At 43.0% G+C, this 18,258-nt stretch carries 14 protein-coding genes and 1 pseudogene; 8 read left to right on the plus strand and 7 right to left on the minus strand.

Features of this window, described 5'->3' with window-relative positions; translation table 11 throughout:
- Positions 1 to 158 precede the first annotated feature (158 nt).
- Both P5683_RS12310 and P5683_RS12315 read right to left on the minus strand, forming a co-directional pair.
- A complete protein-coding gene (locus tag P5683_RS12310; protein WP_006620542.1) occupies positions 159 to 851 on the minus strand; it encodes a Mo-dependent nitrogenase C-terminal domain-containing protein in 693 nt (230 codons plus the stop codon).
- Between the two features lie 145 nt (positions 852 to 996).
- Positions 997 to 1,296: a 30S ribosomal protein PSRP-3 gene (locus P5683_RS12315; protein ID WP_006619075.1), complete on the minus strand. Its 300-nt coding sequence runs from the start codon at positions 1,294 to 1,296 to the stop codon at positions 997 to 999.
- 93 nt (positions 1,297 to 1,389) lie between these two features.
- Here P5683_RS12315 and P5683_RS12320 point away from each other — a divergent pair, with 93 nt between their 5' ends.
- The 7 genes and pseudogenes from P5683_RS12320 (at position 1,390) to P5683_RS26450 (ending at position 11,633) form a co-directional block, all read left to right on the plus strand.
- Positions 1,390 to 2,163, plus strand: a complete 774-nt coding sequence (locus P5683_RS12320; protein WP_006620543.1) for a TIGR01548 family HAD-type hydrolase — start codon at positions 1,390 to 1,392, stop codon at positions 2,161 to 2,163.
- Positions 2,164 to 2,329: 166 nt separating this feature from the next.
- The gene (locus P5683_RS12325) at positions 2,330 to 6,793 is read left to right on the plus strand and encodes a PAS domain S-box protein (RefSeq protein ID WP_035758567.1); all 4,464 of its coding nucleotides are present in this window, start codon (positions 2,330 to 2,332) and stop codon (positions 6,791 to 6,793) included.
- The gene (locus P5683_RS12330) at positions 6,793 to 8,298 is read left to right on the plus strand and encodes an endonuclease/exonuclease/phosphatase family protein (RefSeq protein ID WP_006669447.1); all 1,506 of its coding nucleotides are present in this window, start codon (positions 6,793 to 6,795) and stop codon (positions 8,296 to 8,298) included. Before P5683_RS12325 ends, P5683_RS12330 begins: the two co-directional genes overlap by 1 nt.
- Before the next feature lie 164 nt (positions 8,299 to 8,462).
- Positions 8,463 to 10,259: a GGDEF domain-containing response regulator gene (locus P5683_RS12335; RefSeq protein WP_187758350.1), complete on the plus strand. Its 1,797-nt coding sequence runs from the start codon at positions 8,463 to 8,465 to the stop codon at positions 10,257 to 10,259.
- A gap of 62 nt (positions 10,260 to 10,321) precedes the next feature.
- A complete protein-coding gene (locus P5683_RS12340; protein ID WP_006620547.1) occupies positions 10,322 to 10,789 on the plus strand; it encodes a response regulator in 468 nt (155 codons plus the stop codon).
- Between the two features lie 19 nt (positions 10,790 to 10,808).
- Entirely contained in the window at positions 10,809 to 11,138 is a 330-nt protein-coding gene (locus tag P5683_RS12345; protein WP_006620548.1) for a histidine kinase dimerization/phospho-acceptor domain-containing protein, read from the plus strand.
- A 138-nt stretch (positions 11,139 to 11,276) separates the two neighbouring features.
- Positions 11,277 to 11,633: pseudogene (locus P5683_RS26450) on the plus strand (sensor histidine kinase).
- Here the strand turns inward: P5683_RS26450 and P5683_RS12360 are convergent.
- Positions 11,630 to 12,097, minus strand: coding sequence for a thioesterase family protein (locus P5683_RS12360; protein WP_006620551.1), 468 nt, complete (start codon positions 12,095 to 12,097; stop codon positions 11,630 to 11,632). The pseudogene P5683_RS26450 and the gene P5683_RS12360 overlap by 4 nt on opposite strands.
- A gap of 120 nt (positions 12,098 to 12,217) precedes the next feature.
- Between P5683_RS12360 and P5683_RS12365 the strand changes: the two genes are divergently transcribed.
- Complete coding sequence (locus tag P5683_RS12365; RefSeq protein WP_006620552.1) at positions 12,218 to 13,069, plus strand: universal stress protein; 852 nt, start codon at positions 12,218 to 12,220, stop codon at positions 13,067 to 13,069.
- 47 nt (positions 13,070 to 13,116) lie between these two features.
- On the opposite strand, the gene argC is transcribed toward P5683_RS12365, so the two are convergent.
- From argC to P5683_RS12385, 4 genes are all read right to left on the minus strand, one after another.
- On the minus strand, positions 13,117 to 14,148 hold the full coding sequence (argC, locus tag P5683_RS12370) for an N-acetyl-gamma-glutamyl-phosphate reductase (RefSeq protein WP_006620553.1): 1,032 nt from the start codon (positions 14,146 to 14,148) through the stop codon (positions 13,117 to 13,119).
- Positions 14,149 to 14,272: 124 nt separating this feature from the next.
- Positions 14,273 to 15,445 carry a group II intron maturase-specific domain-containing protein gene (locus tag P5683_RS12375; RefSeq protein WP_273249014.1) on the minus strand — a complete coding sequence of 391 codons (1,173 nt, stop codon included), beginning with the start codon at positions 15,443 to 15,445 and terminating at the stop codon, positions 14,273 to 14,275.
- Between the two features lie 809 nt (positions 15,446 to 16,254).
- Entirely contained in the window at positions 16,255 to 17,448 is a 1,194-nt protein-coding gene (locus P5683_RS12380; RefSeq protein WP_006669453.1) for a glycosyltransferase, read from the minus strand.
- Between the two features lie 266 nt (positions 17,449 to 17,714).
- The coding region (locus tag P5683_RS12385) for an IS630 family transposase (protein WP_315645842.1) at positions 17,715 to 18,258 on the minus strand (544 nt) is incomplete at its 5' end.

The following is an 18,258-nucleotide window of genomic DNA, read 5'->3' on the forward strand; positions in this document are numbered from 1 at the left end:
ATATAATTCACAGCAGAACCCCAGAGGGCGGGTTTATAGGGCGGGTTTATTCATCTTCGGGTGGGGAGATATAATTCACAGCAGAACCCGCCCCTACATTGTACACAGAGGCAATCATCAACAACTGAAAGCGGAAGATAATTGCCTCTGGTGATTAGCTAACAATACTTCGAGATATCCTCGTGACACTCATCAGCCAGATAAGATAAAGCCCGAAAGCGTAACCCTACTAATTGCTCATAGAGGGGGTTAATCTTGCACATGGGGGGGATATGAACAATTTTGTGACCAAAGAGCTTAATATCCCTTTCAAAAGGACACTGAGGAGGAACCATTTTACAAATGAATTTGGCTACTTTGGGGTCATGTAGTTGCCAGTCATCTAGCCAATGCTTGACGGGAGCTAAAACATCTATATGATGGTGATGATGTGCTGGGCGCTTGGGTTCCTTGGGTTCTTTGCAGTAACCTTCTGATAGATCTTCTAAGGTGTGTCTGAGGGAGTCTAAGACTTTGACTTGTAAACCCAAGGCTTCACAAAACTGGTGGAGAAGGTCATCTTCACAGACTGAATAAATGCCGTCAGCCAGCGCGACCATGACGGCGGTTCGCATGAAGTTCTCGGCGAGAATTGGGTTGGGTCCTAAGACTTCTGCTAATTCCTGGGGAGAAATGGGTTCGAGGGTGTTAACATCGATATCTGTTGCGAGGATGTCATGGGTGATGCTGGCAATTAATTCCTGTTCCTCCTCTTGAAACTGACCGTCAGCCCAAGCTAAGGCTAGTAGGCCTCTCATCCAGGCGAGAGTCTGTTGGCTGCTGTATTGGGTGGATTCAGCGATGCTATTCATTGGTTATCCTAGCGCTCGATGTTTCCAGTTTAACTTAGCCGATCGCTCAAAAAAAAGTATATACAATGTTACAAACAGAGCAAAAGCCTACAACCGAATGCTGTAGGCTCAAACTCGCTATAATGTTAAGAACTGTCGCGCGCTATCAACTGCTTCCGGTGAAAATGACTTCCGGGAATTTGGATTGAGCCTCACCAAGGGGCCGCCGCCTGCCTTCCTCTTGCCAGTAGTTGATGACTTCGGTAGCTTTATTGAGTAACTCAATGCGCTCGACATCATTGATCCAGCGCTTGGACTCTAGTTCATTTTTGAGTTCTTCCCAAGCATCCTTGCGTGGCCAGAAAAAGTAGGAGGTCAGTGGACTACTCCCTTTCCCTACTACTTGGTCAACAGCCAGCGCGACGTTATCATCGAGCCAGAGAACTTTTAGAATGAATCTTGACAATTACACCTCCGGGCTAATTTGAGTTAATTGCAAAAAATACACAACACTCGATTATATCGCAGTATCTCTCGTTTGTAACATTTTTGGGTTGACATGAAGGCTATTGTAATTTTTGATATTGATGGGGTAATTCGAGACGTGGGAGGGTCCTATCGTCGGGCGATCGCAGATACGGTAGAACTTTTTACTAAATCCTATCGCCCTACGGTGTCAGATATCGATCGCCTCAAGTCTGAAGGGGTTTGGAATAATGACTGGGAAGCCTCCAGGGAGTTGATTTATCGCTATTTTGAGAGTCAGGGTCAAAATCGCGATGCCATTAACCTGGACTATCGGCAAATTGTAGCCTTTTTCCAATCCCGCTATCAGGGACCAGACCCAGATAATTGGACGGGTTACATTTGTTCTGAACCCCTGTTGTGTACCCCCGAATATTTCCAGCAGTTAACCGATAATGCGATCGCCTGGGGGTTTTTTAGCGGAGCCATGCGAGATGAGGCATTATATGTATTACAGGGGAAACTAAATCTGCCTAATATTGCCCTAATTGCTATGGAAGACGCACCGGGAAAACCAGACCCCACGGGGTTGCTGGCTGTCGTGGGTCAATTGGAACCCCCAGAGTCCCCAAAACCTGTGATTTATGTGGGTGACACGGTGGCGGATATGTACACAGTCGCTAAAGCACAGCAACAGGACAGCACGCGGACTTGGGTGGGTGTGGGTGTATTACCTCCCCATGCTCAAGAAACTACGGAGAGTATAGCATCCTACACCCAGACGCTGAAAAAAGCCGGAGCGACTCAAGTGGTCAATGGCGTACAACAACTAACACCAGAGGTGATTTTCCGGTTAATTGCTGAGTAGTTTCGTCCCACAGCGGCTAGTTTCTGTCCGATTCATCGCTAATCAGGCTACACTAGATGATAATACCAAATTTTAATATCAAACTCTGTTAAAGCCTGCATCTACAATATAAGTCCAGCATCTTGATTTGAATCGGCCGAGTTGGTTAAACTTCTATTAAACTGTGATGGTTACTCAGACAATTTATCCATCGAGTCCAGAATTTCAGCAAGCTATTATTCATTGTGCTGATATTGCTATCATTGCGACCGATCGCAATGGTATGGTTTGCACATTTAATCGCGCGGCGGAAAACCTCCTAGGATATACAGCGTCGGAGGCGATCGACCATATTCACTGGACGGAATTTCATCACCAAGACCACAGAAATACTCGCCACACTGACCAAAAAGAACAGCTACATCAAACCCTCATAGAGCGCGTAATTTTAGGGGAAACTGACGAACAGCAACACACCTATATTCGCCGTGATGGTACTACTGTGGTTGTGTCTCTGTTGATCAGCGGCGTGAGAGACGCAAATGGGGAATTGATCGGATTTTTGGCAATGGTTCGACCACTAGCACCAGAAGCGATCGACACCCAAAAACAGCGACAGCAGTTTCTGCATAATCAACAACAGGCACAAATGGAACTGGCTCGGTCTTGGGAATTTTATCACGGAGATATTGACCAAGCCTTTGAGACCCTGACTCGTATTGCTGCCCGCACTTTGCAAGTAAGTAGAGCGAGTATATGGTTTTATACACCATACCATAATGCCATTGAGTGTGTCAAGTTATATGAGCAGGAAAAAGACTGCTATTCTCAGGGGAGCAAGCTGGAAGCTACCGACTATCCGAGCTATTTTTCCGCCCTAGAAACTACAGAGAGAATTGTGGCAGTAGATGCCCAAAATCACCCCAGCACTAGGGAATTTACCGCCGCCTATCTTCAGCCTCTGGATATTAGGTCTATGTTAGATATTCCCATTCATTTGGGAGGGGAAACTATCGGGGTTCTGTGTTTAGAAAATCAGGGAGAGGTGATTAATTGGGATCTGCAACAACAGAACTTTGCCACCTACCTAGCAGACTGGGTAACTCTAGCTTTGGAGGCTCATGAAAGGGCGATCGCTCAAAGGTCTCTACACCAAAGCCAAAAGCGACTACAAAATATCCTTGATCACGCTCCCGCCATAATTTACATGAAAGACGATGGCGGACGCTATCTCCTAGTGAACCGAGAGTATGAAAAGCGATTTAATTTGCACCGTGATCAGGTGCTGGGTAAAACTGATTATGATTTGTTTCCCCCAGAAATCGCCCTAGCTTTTCAATCGGCTGATACAGCTTTATTAGAGACTCAAGAACCTATCCAATGGGAAGAAGAAATCCGGTTTAATGACAGCTTAAAAACCTACCTATCTAATCGTTTTCTGTTAGAAGATGATACCGGAAAAACAGCAGCTATTTGCTGTCTGGCTACAGATATCACCAACCAAAAACTTTCCGAGGTGGCTTTGCTGGAAAGCGAAGCGACTAACCGAGCCTTATTAAATGCCATTCCTGATTTAATTCTTCAATGTCAGAGGGATGGCACAATCGTTGATGTGAAACCACCCCATAACAGTTCTGACTGGATGTTACCAGAATTATTATTAGGTAGAAATATCCTAGATATTTTGCCTGATGAAGTTGGTAATAATCTCCAAGATGCTCATAATCGCGCTTTATTTTTCTCGGAAATTCAAGCCATTGAATATCAATTACCTGTCAAGAATGGAGAGGAATGGAGGCAATATGAAACCCGCATTATCCGTGGCAACTCCCAAACAGTCATTTGCATAATTAGGGATATTACCGAACACAAACGAGCCACGGCTGAGTTAGCACTTCGCGTACAATTAACGGCTCTCAAATCTGAGGTAGGGTTTGCGATAACTCGTGGGGGTAGTTTATCGGAAGTTATGACTAATTGTGCTAAGACTTTGGGGAATTATTTTGATGATACGATTACTTGTATTTGGGCGATAAATCATGCCAATACTTTACTAGAATTACAAGGTATTGATGGTTTGGATAATCCCCCAGCAAATTTGGCTTTTATTACAGTTGGTTCTCAGCCAATAGGGGTAATAGTGAGTAAACAACAATCGATTTTGAGCTTCGATTTATGCCATGATGCTTGGGGTGAGGATTTTGCCACTATTACCCAGCAAGGTTTAACTAATTTTGTCGGGTATCCGTTAATTGTTGACGGTGCTTGTGTGGGGGTAATGGGTTTATTTAGTCGGGAATTATTGACTAAGCAAGTTTTGGAAACTTTGGCGGTAATTGCTAATCAAATGGCGGTGGTTATTGAATTTAAAAAAGCGGTGGAAGCGTTACAAAGTCGTGAGGAACAATTAAAATTGGCTCTGGAAGGTAGTTCTTTGGGTTTATGGGATTGGAATATCTCGACCGGAGAAGTATATTTTGACCCACAATGGCAACGAATGTTAGGATATGAACCACAGGAAATTGATAATACTTTCCAATCTTGGAAACAATTAATTCACCCCCATGATCAAAAACGAGTTGTGGAGGCTTTAAATGATTCTATGAAGGGTCGCCGCCATGTTTATGAGGTGGAAATGCGAATGCTAAATAGTTCCCAAAAATGGCAATGGATGCTGTCTCGTGGTAAGATATTTAAATGGGATGAACAAGGACGACCCCTGCGAATGACGGGGACTTATAAAGATGTTAGCGATCGCAAACAAGCCGAAATTGAACTATTGCGGGTTAAGGCGGCGGTAGATAGCAGCAGTGATGCTATTGTGATTACAGACCTGGAAGGAAAAGCACTATATTTGAATCGCGCCTTGATTGAAAGTTACGGCTATACTGTGGAAGAATTAAATGCGATCGGTGGACCGATTAAACTTTATATTTCTACCCGGGTTGGTAATAGTATTTTGTCTTCTCTGCAAAATTTGCGATCGTGGAGTGGGGAAGTTGGGATTAAAACTCGCTATGGGGTGATTATTCCTAATTTAGTCCGTGCTGATTGTATTTTTGACACAGCAGAAAATCCCATTGGATTAATTATTGTACATACCGATATTACCGAGCGACGACGAGCCGAGGAAACTCTCCAACAAAAGTTACTACAGGAAAGATTTGTCGGTATTATGTTGGAGCGGATACGCTCATCTTTGAATTTACAAGAGGTCCTGCAAACTGCGGTGGAGGAAGTCCGCTATTTCTTGCAGGTCGATCGCACAGTGATTTATCAGTTTAATGCCGATTGGACTGGCTTTATTGCGGTGGAGTCGGTGGGTTCAGAATGGATGGCTTTGCAGGGTTTAGATATTCGTGATGAGTGTTTTGAGTCTTCCCATGCGCGGTTGTATGAAGATGGCAGAACTAGAGCGATCGCTGATATTTATAATGCTAATTTAACTCGTTGTCATGTGGGACTTTTGGAAGGTTTACAGGTGAAAGCTAATCTGGTAATTCCCATTTTGCAACCGAAAAATGTGGCAAAAGACAATAGTAAACTTTGGGGATTATTAATTGCTCATCAATGTCGGGATACTCGCAAGTGGCAAGCCTTTGAGATTTCTAGCCTTAAACAAATTGGCGTGCAATTGGCGATCGCTCTCCAACAATGCAGCCTCTTTGAACAGGTACAAATGGAACTGGCTGAACGGAAACAGGCGGAAGAGGCTCTCCAAAGATCCGAGGCGAGAGAACGACGCAAGGCTAAACAGCTTGCTACTACTTTGCAAGAGCTGAAGAGTACCCAGGCGCAAATTATCCAAAGTGAAAAAATGGCATCTTTAGGACAGTTAGTGGCTGGGGTGGCTCATGAAATTAACAATCCGATTAGTTTTATTTACGGTAATGTTAATCCGGCTCGACAATATTTAGCCGATTTATTAGATTTGTGTGAATTATATCAGCAGGTTTATCCCGAAACTCATCCCGATATTCAAGATAAGATTGAGGAAATCGATCTGGAGTTTATTAAGGAAGATTTTGGTAATATTTTAGAGTCCATGCAACGGGGAGCCGAGCGGGTCACTAAAATTGTTTTATCTTTGCGAAATTTTGCTAGACTTGATGAGGCTAAAATCAAAAAAGCCGATATTAATGAAGGCTTGGAAAGTACGATCATGATGCTACAAGGTCGCTTTAATATGGTTGCCAAAAAATGCCAAATTGAACTTATTAACCATTGGGGGGATTTGCCGAGAATTGAATGCTTTGCTAGTGAAATCAATCAGGTATTTCTGAATTTATTAAATAATGCGATCGATGCTTTGGAAGACCGGATAAAAGTGGATAGAGACTTTATTCCTACCCTCACCGTCAGCACTTTACCTGTTCATCATCCTAAGTCTGGTAATGTGGGGGTAAAAATCGAAATTGCTGATAATGGTCTGGGAATACCCCAGGAAATACAGTCGAAAATTTTTGATCCATTTTTTACGACTAAATCTGTGGGACGCGGCACAGGTTTGGGTTTATCTATTGCTCATAAAACTATTGTTGAGCAACATGGTGGTTATCTCGAATGTGACTCCCAAGAAAATGTCGGCACTACCATGATAATTAGACTGTTTAATAATTATCTTGATCAGCGAATGTCTAAGGTGGAATAATGATGACAATTGATATAGTGCTTTTAATCAATGCTATTGATGATTTGGAACCTCCCTTTGCCAATTTTTTAGAAACTGCTGAAGTGATGATTACAGTAGCTTCAAGTTCATCGGAAAATTGGCGCGTTGAATGGTTACAGGTTGAAGACGGTATCCCCCCAAATACCATGGCGGCTATTGATACTATTGGGGATATTTGTAGTGACTTTCAATGGCGACCACAAGCCATGAGAGTGATTTATTACTGGGAGGGTAGACCCACAGAATGTCAGCCAAACTCCACCAGTTTGACAACGGCGATTAATCAAGCGATCGCATCATGTAAACTCCATGATGTGACTATTTATATTAACCGCCAAAGTTCCCTAAGTCAAGACTTAATAGACACAGCATATAATCGTCTAGCCGAGGCAACTGGGGGACAGACCTGGGGGGAGGAAAATGCGATCGCTAGTTGGGCAATATTTCTGGAATATTTAACCTTTCACAAACCCGTAAAATCCCCAGCAATTCTCAGATCCAAAACCTTAAAAATAGGCACATTTAACCTATATAACTTAGTTTTACCCAATCGAACTTATTACGAAACTCGACAATATACCCCAGAACTTTACCACCAAAAAAAGACCTGGATTTCTCATCAGTTAGCAACCATGCAAGCCGACATCATCGGATTTCAAGAAATCTTTGACCCCGAAGCACTACAAGAAATTCTCGCCGCCACCGAATCCTATCATAACGCTCATTTAATTACCACGAATCCCACTCGTGATAAACCCGTAGTAGGTCTCTGTTCCAAATTACCAATTATCTCCTGGCAAATTTATGATAAATTCCCCCCAGAGTCTCAAATAGATATAGAAGGAACTATGATTCCCATTAACCATTTTTCGCGACCTGTGTTAGCAGTTAATATTCAACTACAAGACAGCCTACAGTGTACGGTTTTTGTTGTGCATCTAAAATCCCAGCGTCCCCAAATTCCCGAAGGAGTAGATAGCCAAGATCCCGTAGAAAAAGCCAAAGGAAAAGTCAGGTCTTTACTGCGTCGATCCGCCGAAGCTACTGCTTTACGATGTATTATGCTCAAGACTTGGAGCCATAGCCAAAATCCGATTATTATTTTAGGAGATTTTAATGATAGTGATTTAGCCATTACCACCAAAATTATGGCGGGGGATATTTCTTGGAAAAAAACCCGATTTAAACCAAACCACAACCATGATGAGTTACAGCTTTATAGTGTCAAAGATATTCAGGCTAGGCAAAGTTACCGAGACTGCTACTACACTTATATGTATAATGGTTATTATGAAACTCTCGATCATATTTTGGTTAGTCAAGAATTAGTTTTAGAAAACTCCCGCCAAGTTGGGAAGGTTAGTTATGTTGCCTTATTCAACGATCACCTTGTAGACCAAAGCCTAAGTGATGAATCAATAGAACCCTGGAAGTCAGATCATGGACAGGTGGTGGCGACAATTCAATTAAATGGCTATTCTTGATAACACTGTGGTATCTTGGTGTCTGTTTGGCGTATCGCTACCCAAATAAGCAACATATACCCAAAAAACAACTGGGTTGAGTACAATGTTAATATTTCCTATTTATCAATCCCTTGACCATGGGGGTTCAATAGCTTACCCCACAACCTAGACTAAAATACATTATGAGTTATAAACAGTCAAATAACCACCAAGAATCAGATATTTTGATTGTTGATGATACGCCAGGAAATTTGCATCTACTGTCGCGCATTCTTAGAAAAAAAGGGTATCAAGTTCGTGAGGCGATCGACGGCAAAACGGCACTAGAGGAGGTCAATAATAAGTTACCCGATTTAATCCTGCTGGATATTATGATGCCTGATATAGATGGTTATACAGTTTGTAATCAGCTTAAATCCGATCCTAATACAGCAGAAGTACCCATAATTTTTCTGAGTGCTTTGGACGATATTTTTGACAAGGTGAAAGCCTTTGAAAGTGGTGGAGTAGACTATATCAGTAAACCCTTTCAGTTTCAGGAAGTCTTAATCAGGGTAAAAAATCAACTAACTCTCCGGCGAACTCAACAGCAATTACAAATTTTAAATACCCAACTAGAAGCAAGAGTTGAACAGCGAACTAAAGAATTAGAAATTGCTAACAGTAAACTCCGGGATATGGCTTTTCGTGATGAGTTAACTAATTTACCAAATCGAGCCTTATTTTTGGAACGTCTGGCTGATGGTATTGACATCAAACAGCAATATCCTAACTATCAGTTTGTGGTGTTGTTGCTAGACTGCGATCGCTTTAAAATGATTAACGAATCCCTCGGACATTCCGTAGGTGATCAACTATTAGTCGCTATTTCCAAACGTCTAAAATCCCTGCTAAAACCGGAAGACACCCTGGCTCGTTTAGGAGGCGACGAATTTGCGATTATGGTTAATAAAATCGAGGATATGGCGGAAGCCAAAACCATTGCTCAAAAAGTTCTTGATAGTTTTTCCCATCCTTTTGTCTTGCCAAATCAAGAAGTATTTATCAATGTAAGTATTGGCATATCTTTGTCACATTTAGATTATCAAAAACCGGAACATATACTACGAGATGCAGATACAGCCATGTATCGAGCCAAAGACTTAGGCAAAGGTCAATATCATATATTTGACCCGAGTATGCACCACCATGTTTCGGAAAAGCTGCAACTTGAAAACGATTTAAGGCGAGCCATTACTAATAATGAATTTCTAGTTTATTATCAACCCATAATCCATCTAAAAACCGGAAAAATCGCAGGTTTTGAAGCCTTAATTAGGTGGCAACATCCCACCAAAAAATTAATTCCCCCCGTCTTATTTATTCCCATAGCCGAAGAAACAGGTTTAATTAACGCCATTGGTTATTTAGTGTTAAAAAGTGCTTGTGAGCAATTCAGAAGCTGGCAAGAAAATAAACTTATTAATGATTCGATGTTTATCAGTGTGAATGTATCCGCGAGACAGTTTGCTAATATGGAGCTAAGTCAGCAAATACAACAAATTTTAGAAGCCACCAAACTAGATCCCCATTGCTTAAAATTAGAAATAACAGAAAGCGCAATTATGGATAACCCGAAAACAGCAGTAGCTATTCTGGAAGGTTTTAAAAGCCAAAATGTCCGACTAAGTATTGATGATTTTGGCACGGGATACTCTTCTTTAAGTTATCTGCATAATTTCCAAGTTGACACTCTTAAAATCGACAAATCTTTTGTGCAAAGAATGGATAATAATGGTTCAAGTTGCGGCTTAGTTCCCGTGATTGTTAACATTGCAAAAACCATGAAAATGGGGGTAATTGCTGAGGGTGTAGAAACCCCCGAACAACTGTCATTATTGAGAAGTTTAGAATGTGAGTTTGCACAAGGTTATTTATTTTCTCCACCGCTACCCGAAAGTTCATTGCTCGATTTAATCTCCGGAAATCTAACATGGTAAATAATTTCGCTAGTTTTAACTCCTAAATAATCAATACTTAAAACTATTAAAAGCCATGAATTATGAATAATCATAATTTTGCATCAGCCGATATCTTAATAGTTGATGATGTCCCAGAAAATATTAGGTTATTATCAACTATGTTAATGGAGTTTGGATTTCGGGTGCGGAAATCTATTAACGGTAAGATGGCACTCATGGCAGTTAATGCCTTAAAACCGGACTTAATTTTACTTGATATCAATATGCAGGGTCTCAATGGTTATCAAGTTTGTCAAGCCTTAAAAAACAATCCAGAAACTTCGGAAATTCCGATTATTTTGGTGAGTGCTATTAATCAAATTGAAGATCAAGTTAGGGCTTTTCAAGTGGGAGGAGTGGATTATATCACGAAACCTTTTCAAGTAGAAGAGGTGATGGCGAGGATTAACAATCAACTAAAAATCCCAAATCTGCCAAGAGATAGATTTACAGCTTCAAAATCAGCAACTAAAAGCGACCCAAAAGCAGTTAGCAGCCACCCAAGTTGAACTAATCCAAAAGCAGACAATGGTAGCCTTAAATCAATTATTAGCAGGGATTTTTCATGAACTTAATAATCCGATTAATTTCATTGCTGGCAACCTTGAACCTGCCTATCAATATTGTCAAGATATCATTGAGTTAATGAATTTATATCGACAAGAATATCCCCATCCTTCCCCCAGGATTTTAGACCTAGCAGAAAAACTGGAACTAGATTTTGTTTTAGAGGATCTTCGGAACTTAATTAGATCCATGAAAACAGGGATAAAACGGATTTATCAAATCATGTTAGCTTGGCGAATTTTCTGCCGCACCACCAATGAAGCAGATATGAAATCGATTGATTGGCATTAATCTATCAACAGCATTTTGCATTTAATAAAGCATAGATTGCAGGGAAACGATGATACTGTTGATATTCAAGTTATTAATAAACAGGCGAAAAATTTGCCGAAAATTAACGGTTATCACGGCTTAATTAATCAAGTATTTATGCACCTAATTAATAATGCTATTGATAGCTTAATATCTGCTCAAAATCAAGGGGATGATTCCGACTGGGTTCCGACTATTTGGATAACCACAGAACAAGTTAATCCTAACCGGGTAGCGATTCGGATTCGTGATAATGGTGTGGGAATTGCGCCGGAGTGACAATCCCGTTTATTTGACCCATTTTTCACTACTAAAACTGTGGGCAAAGGGATGGGATTAGGACTAGCTACCAGCTATCAAATTGTGGTAGAAAAACATCACGGACAGTTGATTTTATCTTCTCTTCCTGGAGAGGGGGCAGAATTTCGAGTAGAATTACCGATCGCCCCAATTTCCCAAGATAGCGTAACTTAACCATTATCGATGAGTTTAGCGATCGCCTCATTTAAAATAGGCGGCCATTGTCGTCTAATTTTACCAGTTTGGCGATCGATAACCACCAGAGTAGTAGTGGCGCTAACATAGCGTTGACTACCGTCTAGGGACTCAATCTCAAATTCCCAGGGAATGCGAACTTTTGTCAAGCCAGCAATACGATTTTTAACCTTAATGCGATCGCCCATGTGTACAAATTGATGATAGCGGATTTCCAACTCAACCACAGGCAACTCAAACCCCAAAGCCACCAACTGATCATAACCAACCCCCACAGACCGCAACGCCCCAATACGGGCCTCTTCCATCCAACCCACATAAGTCCCATGCCAAACCGCCCCCGCATAGTCAGTTTGATGTGGGAACACTTCCACCAGATACTCAAACCAATTTGAGGTCTTAGTGGGCTGATCTTGTGAACTAGGATATTCTAATCGAGACACTTTACAATTCGTTCCAAAACGCTACATTTCTACAAATTATCAGTTAATCAGCCGCTTTGTCCTAAGTTATATAATAGTGCGTTTGATAATGAGCGTTGTTTTGAATTTTGGGCAAAACCTATGATCAATAAAATTTTAGTTGCTGTTGCTGGTCGTGGACTGTGCGAAGAGATGCTAAATATGCTGATGGATTTACCATCTCTGCAACAGGCATCTATCACCCTTCTCCATGTAGTCCCCAGCCAAGTCACGGCTGAGGGAATGTCCGCCAAACTAGAAGAGGGAGGCAAAATCCTCGCCCAAGCCGTCCAATCCGTGAAAGTTGATCCTCAGCGAGTTAATCCTAGACTCAAACAAGGTGATCCCAAAGATATCGTTTGTCAGGTAGCAGACGAAGAAAACGCCGATCTAATTATTATCGGTTCACGGGGGTTAGGACGACTGCAAGCCATTTTAGAAAACTCAGTCAGTCAATACGTTTTCCAACTCACATCTCGGCCTATGCTGTTGGTCAAAGACGATACCTATATCAAGAAGCTACGGCGGGTCATGGTAGCTTACAATTCATCCCCAGAAGCCCAGGAATGCCTAAAAACGGCGATCGACTTTGTGAAAGACATCCAAGGCGGACAATTAATTATCGCCCATGTTAATAAAGATCTCAGTGGCCAATCAGCAGAAGACTACACCGCCAATGCGGAAAACGACCCAGTTTTAGCCCCGGCGGTAGCCCAAGCCAAACAAATGGGACTTAGTTATCGTTGTGTTACCGGAACCGGAAAACCCGGCCCGGAAATTTGCCGGATCGCAGAAGATATCAACGCGGATCTGCTGTTGCTGGGTTCTCCCGATCGCCGTCCCACGGTAGCCAAGAGTTTCATTGATATTGATCGCCTACTGGGGAATTCCCTATCCGACTATGTGCGAGTTTACGCCAACTGTCCAGTGTTATTAACCCGTCACGGCGGGTAAAAGTTTAGGGCGGGTGAGAGACTGATTAACCCGCCCCAGACTTAATTTTAGGGATAAAAACTCAACTGAGGTAGTCCGAGAGTTTCCGACCATCCCTTCATAATATTAAGGCATTGAACCGCCTGTCCAGCTTGACCTTTAATCAGGTTATCAATAGTAGAAATCACGATCGCCCTATCGGTGCGTTGGTCTACCTCAATACCGATATAACAAAGATTTGTGCCACAGGCCCATTTACTTTGGGGGAAAGTTCCCCCAGGTAAAACCTTAACCCAGGGAGAATTTCGGTAAAATGCCTTATAAATGGTCAGCAAATCTTCCCGCACCAAACCCGGGTCGCGCAAGTTAGCGTAAACTGTGGCCAAAATACCCCGCACCATAGGCATTAAATGGGGAGTAAACTGCACCTTCACATTATGTCCAGCCAAATCACTACAAACTTGCTCAATTTCCGGGGTGTGGCGATGGTGTCCACCAATGCCATAGGCTGAAACCGAGGCATCTGCTTCGGCCAATAACATATTAGTTTTGGCTTGTCGTCCCCCACCAGAAGCACCCGATTTAGCATCAATAATGGCACTATCAGGGACAATTAACCCCTGTTTTAATAGGGGGGATAAAGCCAACAAACTAGCGGTCACATAGCAGCCAGGACAGCCCACTAATCGCGCTGAGGCGATCGCATCTCGGTATAGTTCCGGCAAACCATAAACCGCCGTCCTAGCCACATCCAGATCAGCGCTTCTTTCTTTGTTATACCACTTGGTATAGGTATTTAAATTAGTAAACCGATAATCAGCAGACAGATCCAGAACATAACAGCCTTTTTCTAGCAGTTGCGGAGCCATTTCGCAGGCCAAACCATTCGGCAAAGATAGAAACACCACCTCACACCGACTAGCAATTTTATCCAAATCAATTGGTTCAATCATCAACTCCACCTGATGACCCAGGTGGGGATATAAACTACAAAAAGGTTTTCCGGCGCTACTTTCTCCTCCTAAATAAACAATTTCAACCAGGGGGTGATCCTGTAATAAGCGCACCAGTTGCACCCCACCATAACCTGATGCACCCACAATTCCGATAGGTGTACGTTGATTACTCAGTTAAACTAAGCAAGCCAGTCACCCAGCCTACTCGTCTCCAAAACCGTGCATGAGACTTTCACCTCACACGGCTCCTCAGAATCAAGCTATGCTGTTATACTGTATGTTTAAGAAGGCTCACCCATTTTCCCTTATGGAAACAGCCAAACCTACAGCCACCTGTTTCTGTACCTTGCCAGTATTTTCGCCGCCAATAGTTAATAGGTTTATCCGGGTGACGACGTTTCGCCCAACTCCGCAATTTTTGGTTAATTAACCTATCTAAATTTCGGTGAATTTTGCGGTTATTAGCCCATTGATATTGACCAGACCAATCCTCAATTTTCCGATTCAGTAGGTTAATTAAATCCCCTTGACGACTGGCTTTATGGCTACTAACTATCGCCGCCAATTCTCGATAGTGTTGATGGGCAGATTCTCGACTAGGGCTGATAGTCGTATGATAGTTTAATCCCCGGCGATGATGATTTTTAAACTGGCGAATATGAAACCCCAACAGGTCAACACCCGGAGAGTTTTCGTCAACACAATTAGCCGTGTTCGTGACAGCATAGAAATCAGAAACTGGGGAAATTTCCCATTTGTCTAGCCACTCACTAACGGCTTTTTGATAGATGTTGATATTCCTCATGTCACCATCTAAAATCACCATAATTTCGCCGAATCGAATCAGAGTAGTTTCCGGGTTGCCCTGTTCCCTGATTAAGCGACTCAATTGGTGGTTGAACTCGACGAGTGCGATCGCATCCAAGAAACACCCCAAAGCCCCATCAATCCGAGCCTTATTCAAAGCCATAAAGCGCGGTAAATCCGGCAACCTTTGAGCCAAGATTCTCGGTTGACCCAGCCTGGCTAAATCAACAACCCAGACAAACTTAGGGCCATTTTCCAGACTTTGAGCGATCGCTTGCAACAGTTCCCCAACCGATGAAACCCCGAAACTACTATCATCATCCAACTCCCAACGAGCCCGCCATTCCGGTTCCAAAGCCCATTGCATCAAACACTCTTGAACAGCTATAGAACCCCCATCACAAATATCACTAGCAAGATACCTCACAGAAGCCGAACGACAGAGCATTTTTTGGAGTTTACGGACCACCTTAATCTCACCCCGTTTCGAGGCGCGGTAAATCCGTTGTTGCAGCTTCCATAGACCACGTTGCCAACAGTTTCGGCGGCCTTTCATCTCCCCCTTCACCGTCAACAACGACTCATCTACGCATACCATCCTCGTCCCTATCAGACTGGCTTTAGTCTTCTTCACAGCAACTCACTCATTCAGCACAACAACTCAATTCCGTGTGTCCGTCTGCATATCCCCGATTTATAGTCGGGGCCTTCGCTTCTGACACCATCCCTCCCCTAAGCCGCCTGGAATACCCAGTTATCCGCCTTGGTTGACTACTCAGTAATAGGCTAAAAACCCACCGAGAGCAACTTAGGGGTTATCCCGTTCCGAAAATCGCTTTGGTTCCTGGCCTTAGAGTCTTCCTTTCTACCGGGGGCCCTTTGAGTGCCTAGTTATTCCCTACAGAAATAACCTGTTAACGTTGGCAACAACAACGTTTTCTCGCCCCATACATATAAGGCAGGGTATACCCGCCTAATTTGGAGTCTAACGGTAGTTCTCCCAGAAGTTCGCTTCCCTACTCATAGCCAGCTACAGGGCGCTTAAATCCCCATTTAACAGGGTTTACGCCCAATTCCCGCTTCACGGATTGATGACCAGTCGCTACCGTGGGGAACTGTTTTCACTCCCGCACTTGGAGGGTTGGACTTGGAGATTTTTTGATTCTGATACTTCCCATATTGGGACTTTTCAGATTTCCGCACCAACAAGCGATATTCAGTTGTCAAGGGTTTATATCCCCTTGCAGCCTTTCCCCCAGGGGATTTTCCCCAGTTTCAGGCTAACGGGTCGCACTATTGCATGACTCCTAACATGATTAGCTTTTGAGATAAGTCTTGTGACTTACCCAGACCTTTTAGAACCTTTGATAGAGACTTTCACATCATACCCATCCTAGTTCTGTTGCTGCATTGTAGTATCAAATTTCCCCATAGTGCAGAAGTCTATATTCGCCATCCCATTTCTGACAAGGTTTTTTTGAGCAGTTTGGCCTGGTGGGGGTTGGTTTGTTCATATAGGCTTATGGCTGTTTGAAAGGCTTTCAGACTATCGGGAATGTTGCCAATACCTAACAAAGCCGCCCCTAAATTTTGGTAGGCTTCCCCATGGTGAGGGTTAAGAGAAATCGCTTTTTGATAAGATGCGATCGCTTTTTGGGAATTTCCCATCGCCCGTAGAGTCATACCCAGATTATAGTAACCTAAGCTAAATAATGGATCAATTTCTATCGTCGTTTCATAGGCACTTTGGGCCCCTTTTAGGTGGCCCCTCTCTTTCAGCAGATTTCCCAGATTATTATAAGCCCCTATTTTTAATTGAGGGAATACATTAACTGCGATCGCCTTTTTATATTGTGCTTCCGCCGCCTCTAGTTGTCCCCTTTTGCTATAGGCAATTCCTAGGTGATAATGCAATTCATACATAGTCCCCCCCTCAATTCCAGATGCCTGCTTTAGCCCTTTTTCTAACAGGTCAATACCTGCTGAGAGTTTACCTAATTGCACATACAGAGCCCCTAATTTACTCGCTAAGTAGGGATCATCGGGATGCTGTTTTAAATAGCTTTCCATAGCTTGACAAGCCCTTTGTTGTTTATTCCTGGCGGCGATCGCATCCGTGCTATATCCATAATGAGCGATCGCTATTTCCGGAATAGAACCTATCCGCCAGTCAGGTTCCCGCCGCAAAATCTCCATCACACTATCATCAACCAAAGCATGATAAGGGCGAGAAAAATACAGATCCGGATGATTTCTAAACAGTCGCGACACCAAAGAATAAGGAGACTGCACCGCCCCTATTTCCTGTCGCACCAAGTTAATCAGCAAATAATCTTCCTGGTTAATCAAGCTCCGAATTTTCGGAATAATCCCCTCCCTTAATCGCTCATCTGCATCTAATACCAAAACCCAGTCACCTGTCACATATTTTAAACCCGCATTTCTCGCCGCCGCAAAGTCATCACACCAGCTAAACTCATACACTCTCGCCCCCATATTTTTAGCTACTTCCGGCGTTCCATCTCTAGAACCTGTATCCACCACTATCATTTCATCTACTAACTTTCCCACCGTCTGTAAACATTCCCCTAACTGATGGGCTTCATTTTTGGCAATTATACAAAAGCTAAGTTTCATCTCTATCAACTTTATCCAAAACTTTGAGTATTATTATACCCAATCTATTCCTATCTCCAAGTCCCTCTCCCCCCCTGGGAGAGGGATTGAGGGTGAGGGCAATGTATTAAGCGACTGGTGAACCAGCTGTAATTTACCCAAGTCTGGGATAATTACTACAACTTAATTAACCATTAATTGCCTACTTATTAACCCTAGATTCATCCATTTTATACTACCCAAATTCCCAGGATTTATAGCATTAGTAAAGGTGGTTAGGACGCAGCTTAGAGAAAGGAATCCATGGCATCATGGAGAGAATCAAACTGCTCAATGCAGTGGCGAATGCGGGCTTTCAACCACGACCAACATTTCTCTATCTTGTTGAGGTCTGGCGAATAAGGTGGTAGATAGAGCAAACGGCATTGAGCCGCCTCCACTAGCTCAGGAATCCGTCCCCCTTTATGAAACGTTGCATTGTCTAGCACTAGAGTCTGACCTGGCTTCAGTGTTGGAATTAAGATGAACTCCAACCACAACTCAAACACTGTCCGATTACAACAACCCTCAAAGGTAAAGGGGGCTAAGAGTTGTTGATGACACCATGCCACAATCATGCTCACCCTGCCCTGCCTCTTCCCGGATTTGAGGGCATGGAAGCGTTGTCCTTCCTCACAGTAACCATAAGGATAATCCGAGTCTTGACTATTGATGCCAGCTTCATCGAGGTAAACCAACTCTTCCGGCTCCATATGTTGAATCTGAGCAATAAACGCCTCTCGCTGTTGCTTCCAACGTTCTTGGTAGCCGTAAGTTTTTTTCTGGTGAAGA

Source organism: Limnospira sp. PMC 1279.21, from assembly GCF_032349615.1.
GTDB classification, from domain to species: Bacteria; Cyanobacteriota; Cyanobacteriia; order Cyanobacteriales; family Microcoleaceae; genus Limnospira; species Limnospira fusiformis.

Excerpts from the sequence above, each read along its gene's own strand:
- P5683_RS12380 (WP_006669453.1), bottom strand. The coding sequence starts at position 17,448 with ATGAAACTTAGCTTTTGTATAATTGCCAAAAATGAAGCCCATCAGTTA.
- P5683_RS12345 (WP_006620548.1), top strand. The coding sequence starts at position 10,809 with ATGGTAGCCTTAAATCAATTATTAGCAGGGATTTTTCATGAACTTAAT.
- P5683_RS12320 (WP_006620543.1), top strand. The coding sequence starts at position 1,390 with ATGAAGGCTATTGTAATTTTTGATATTGATGGGGTAATTCGAGACGTG.
- P5683_RS12365 (WP_006620552.1), top strand. The coding sequence starts at position 12,218 with ATGATCAATAAAATTTTAGTTGCTGTTGCTGGTCGTGGACTGTGCGAA.
- P5683_RS12310 (WP_006620542.1), bottom strand. The coding sequence starts at position 851 with ATGAATAGCATCGCTGAATCCACCCAATACAGCAGCCAACAGACTCTC.
- P5683_RS12330 (WP_006669447.1), top strand. The coding sequence starts at position 6,793 with ATGATGACAATTGATATAGTGCTTTTAATCAATGCTATTGATGATTTG.
- P5683_RS12340 (WP_006620547.1), top strand. The coding sequence starts at position 10,322 with ATGAATAATCATAATTTTGCATCAGCCGATATCTTAATAGTTGATGAT.
- P5683_RS12325 (WP_035758567.1), top strand. The coding sequence starts at position 2,330 with ATGGTTACTCAGACAATTTATCCATCGAGTCCAGAATTTCAGCAAGCT.
- P5683_RS12335 (WP_187758350.1), top strand. The coding sequence starts at position 8,463 with ATGAGTTATAAACAGTCAAATAACCACCAAGAATCAGATATTTTGATT.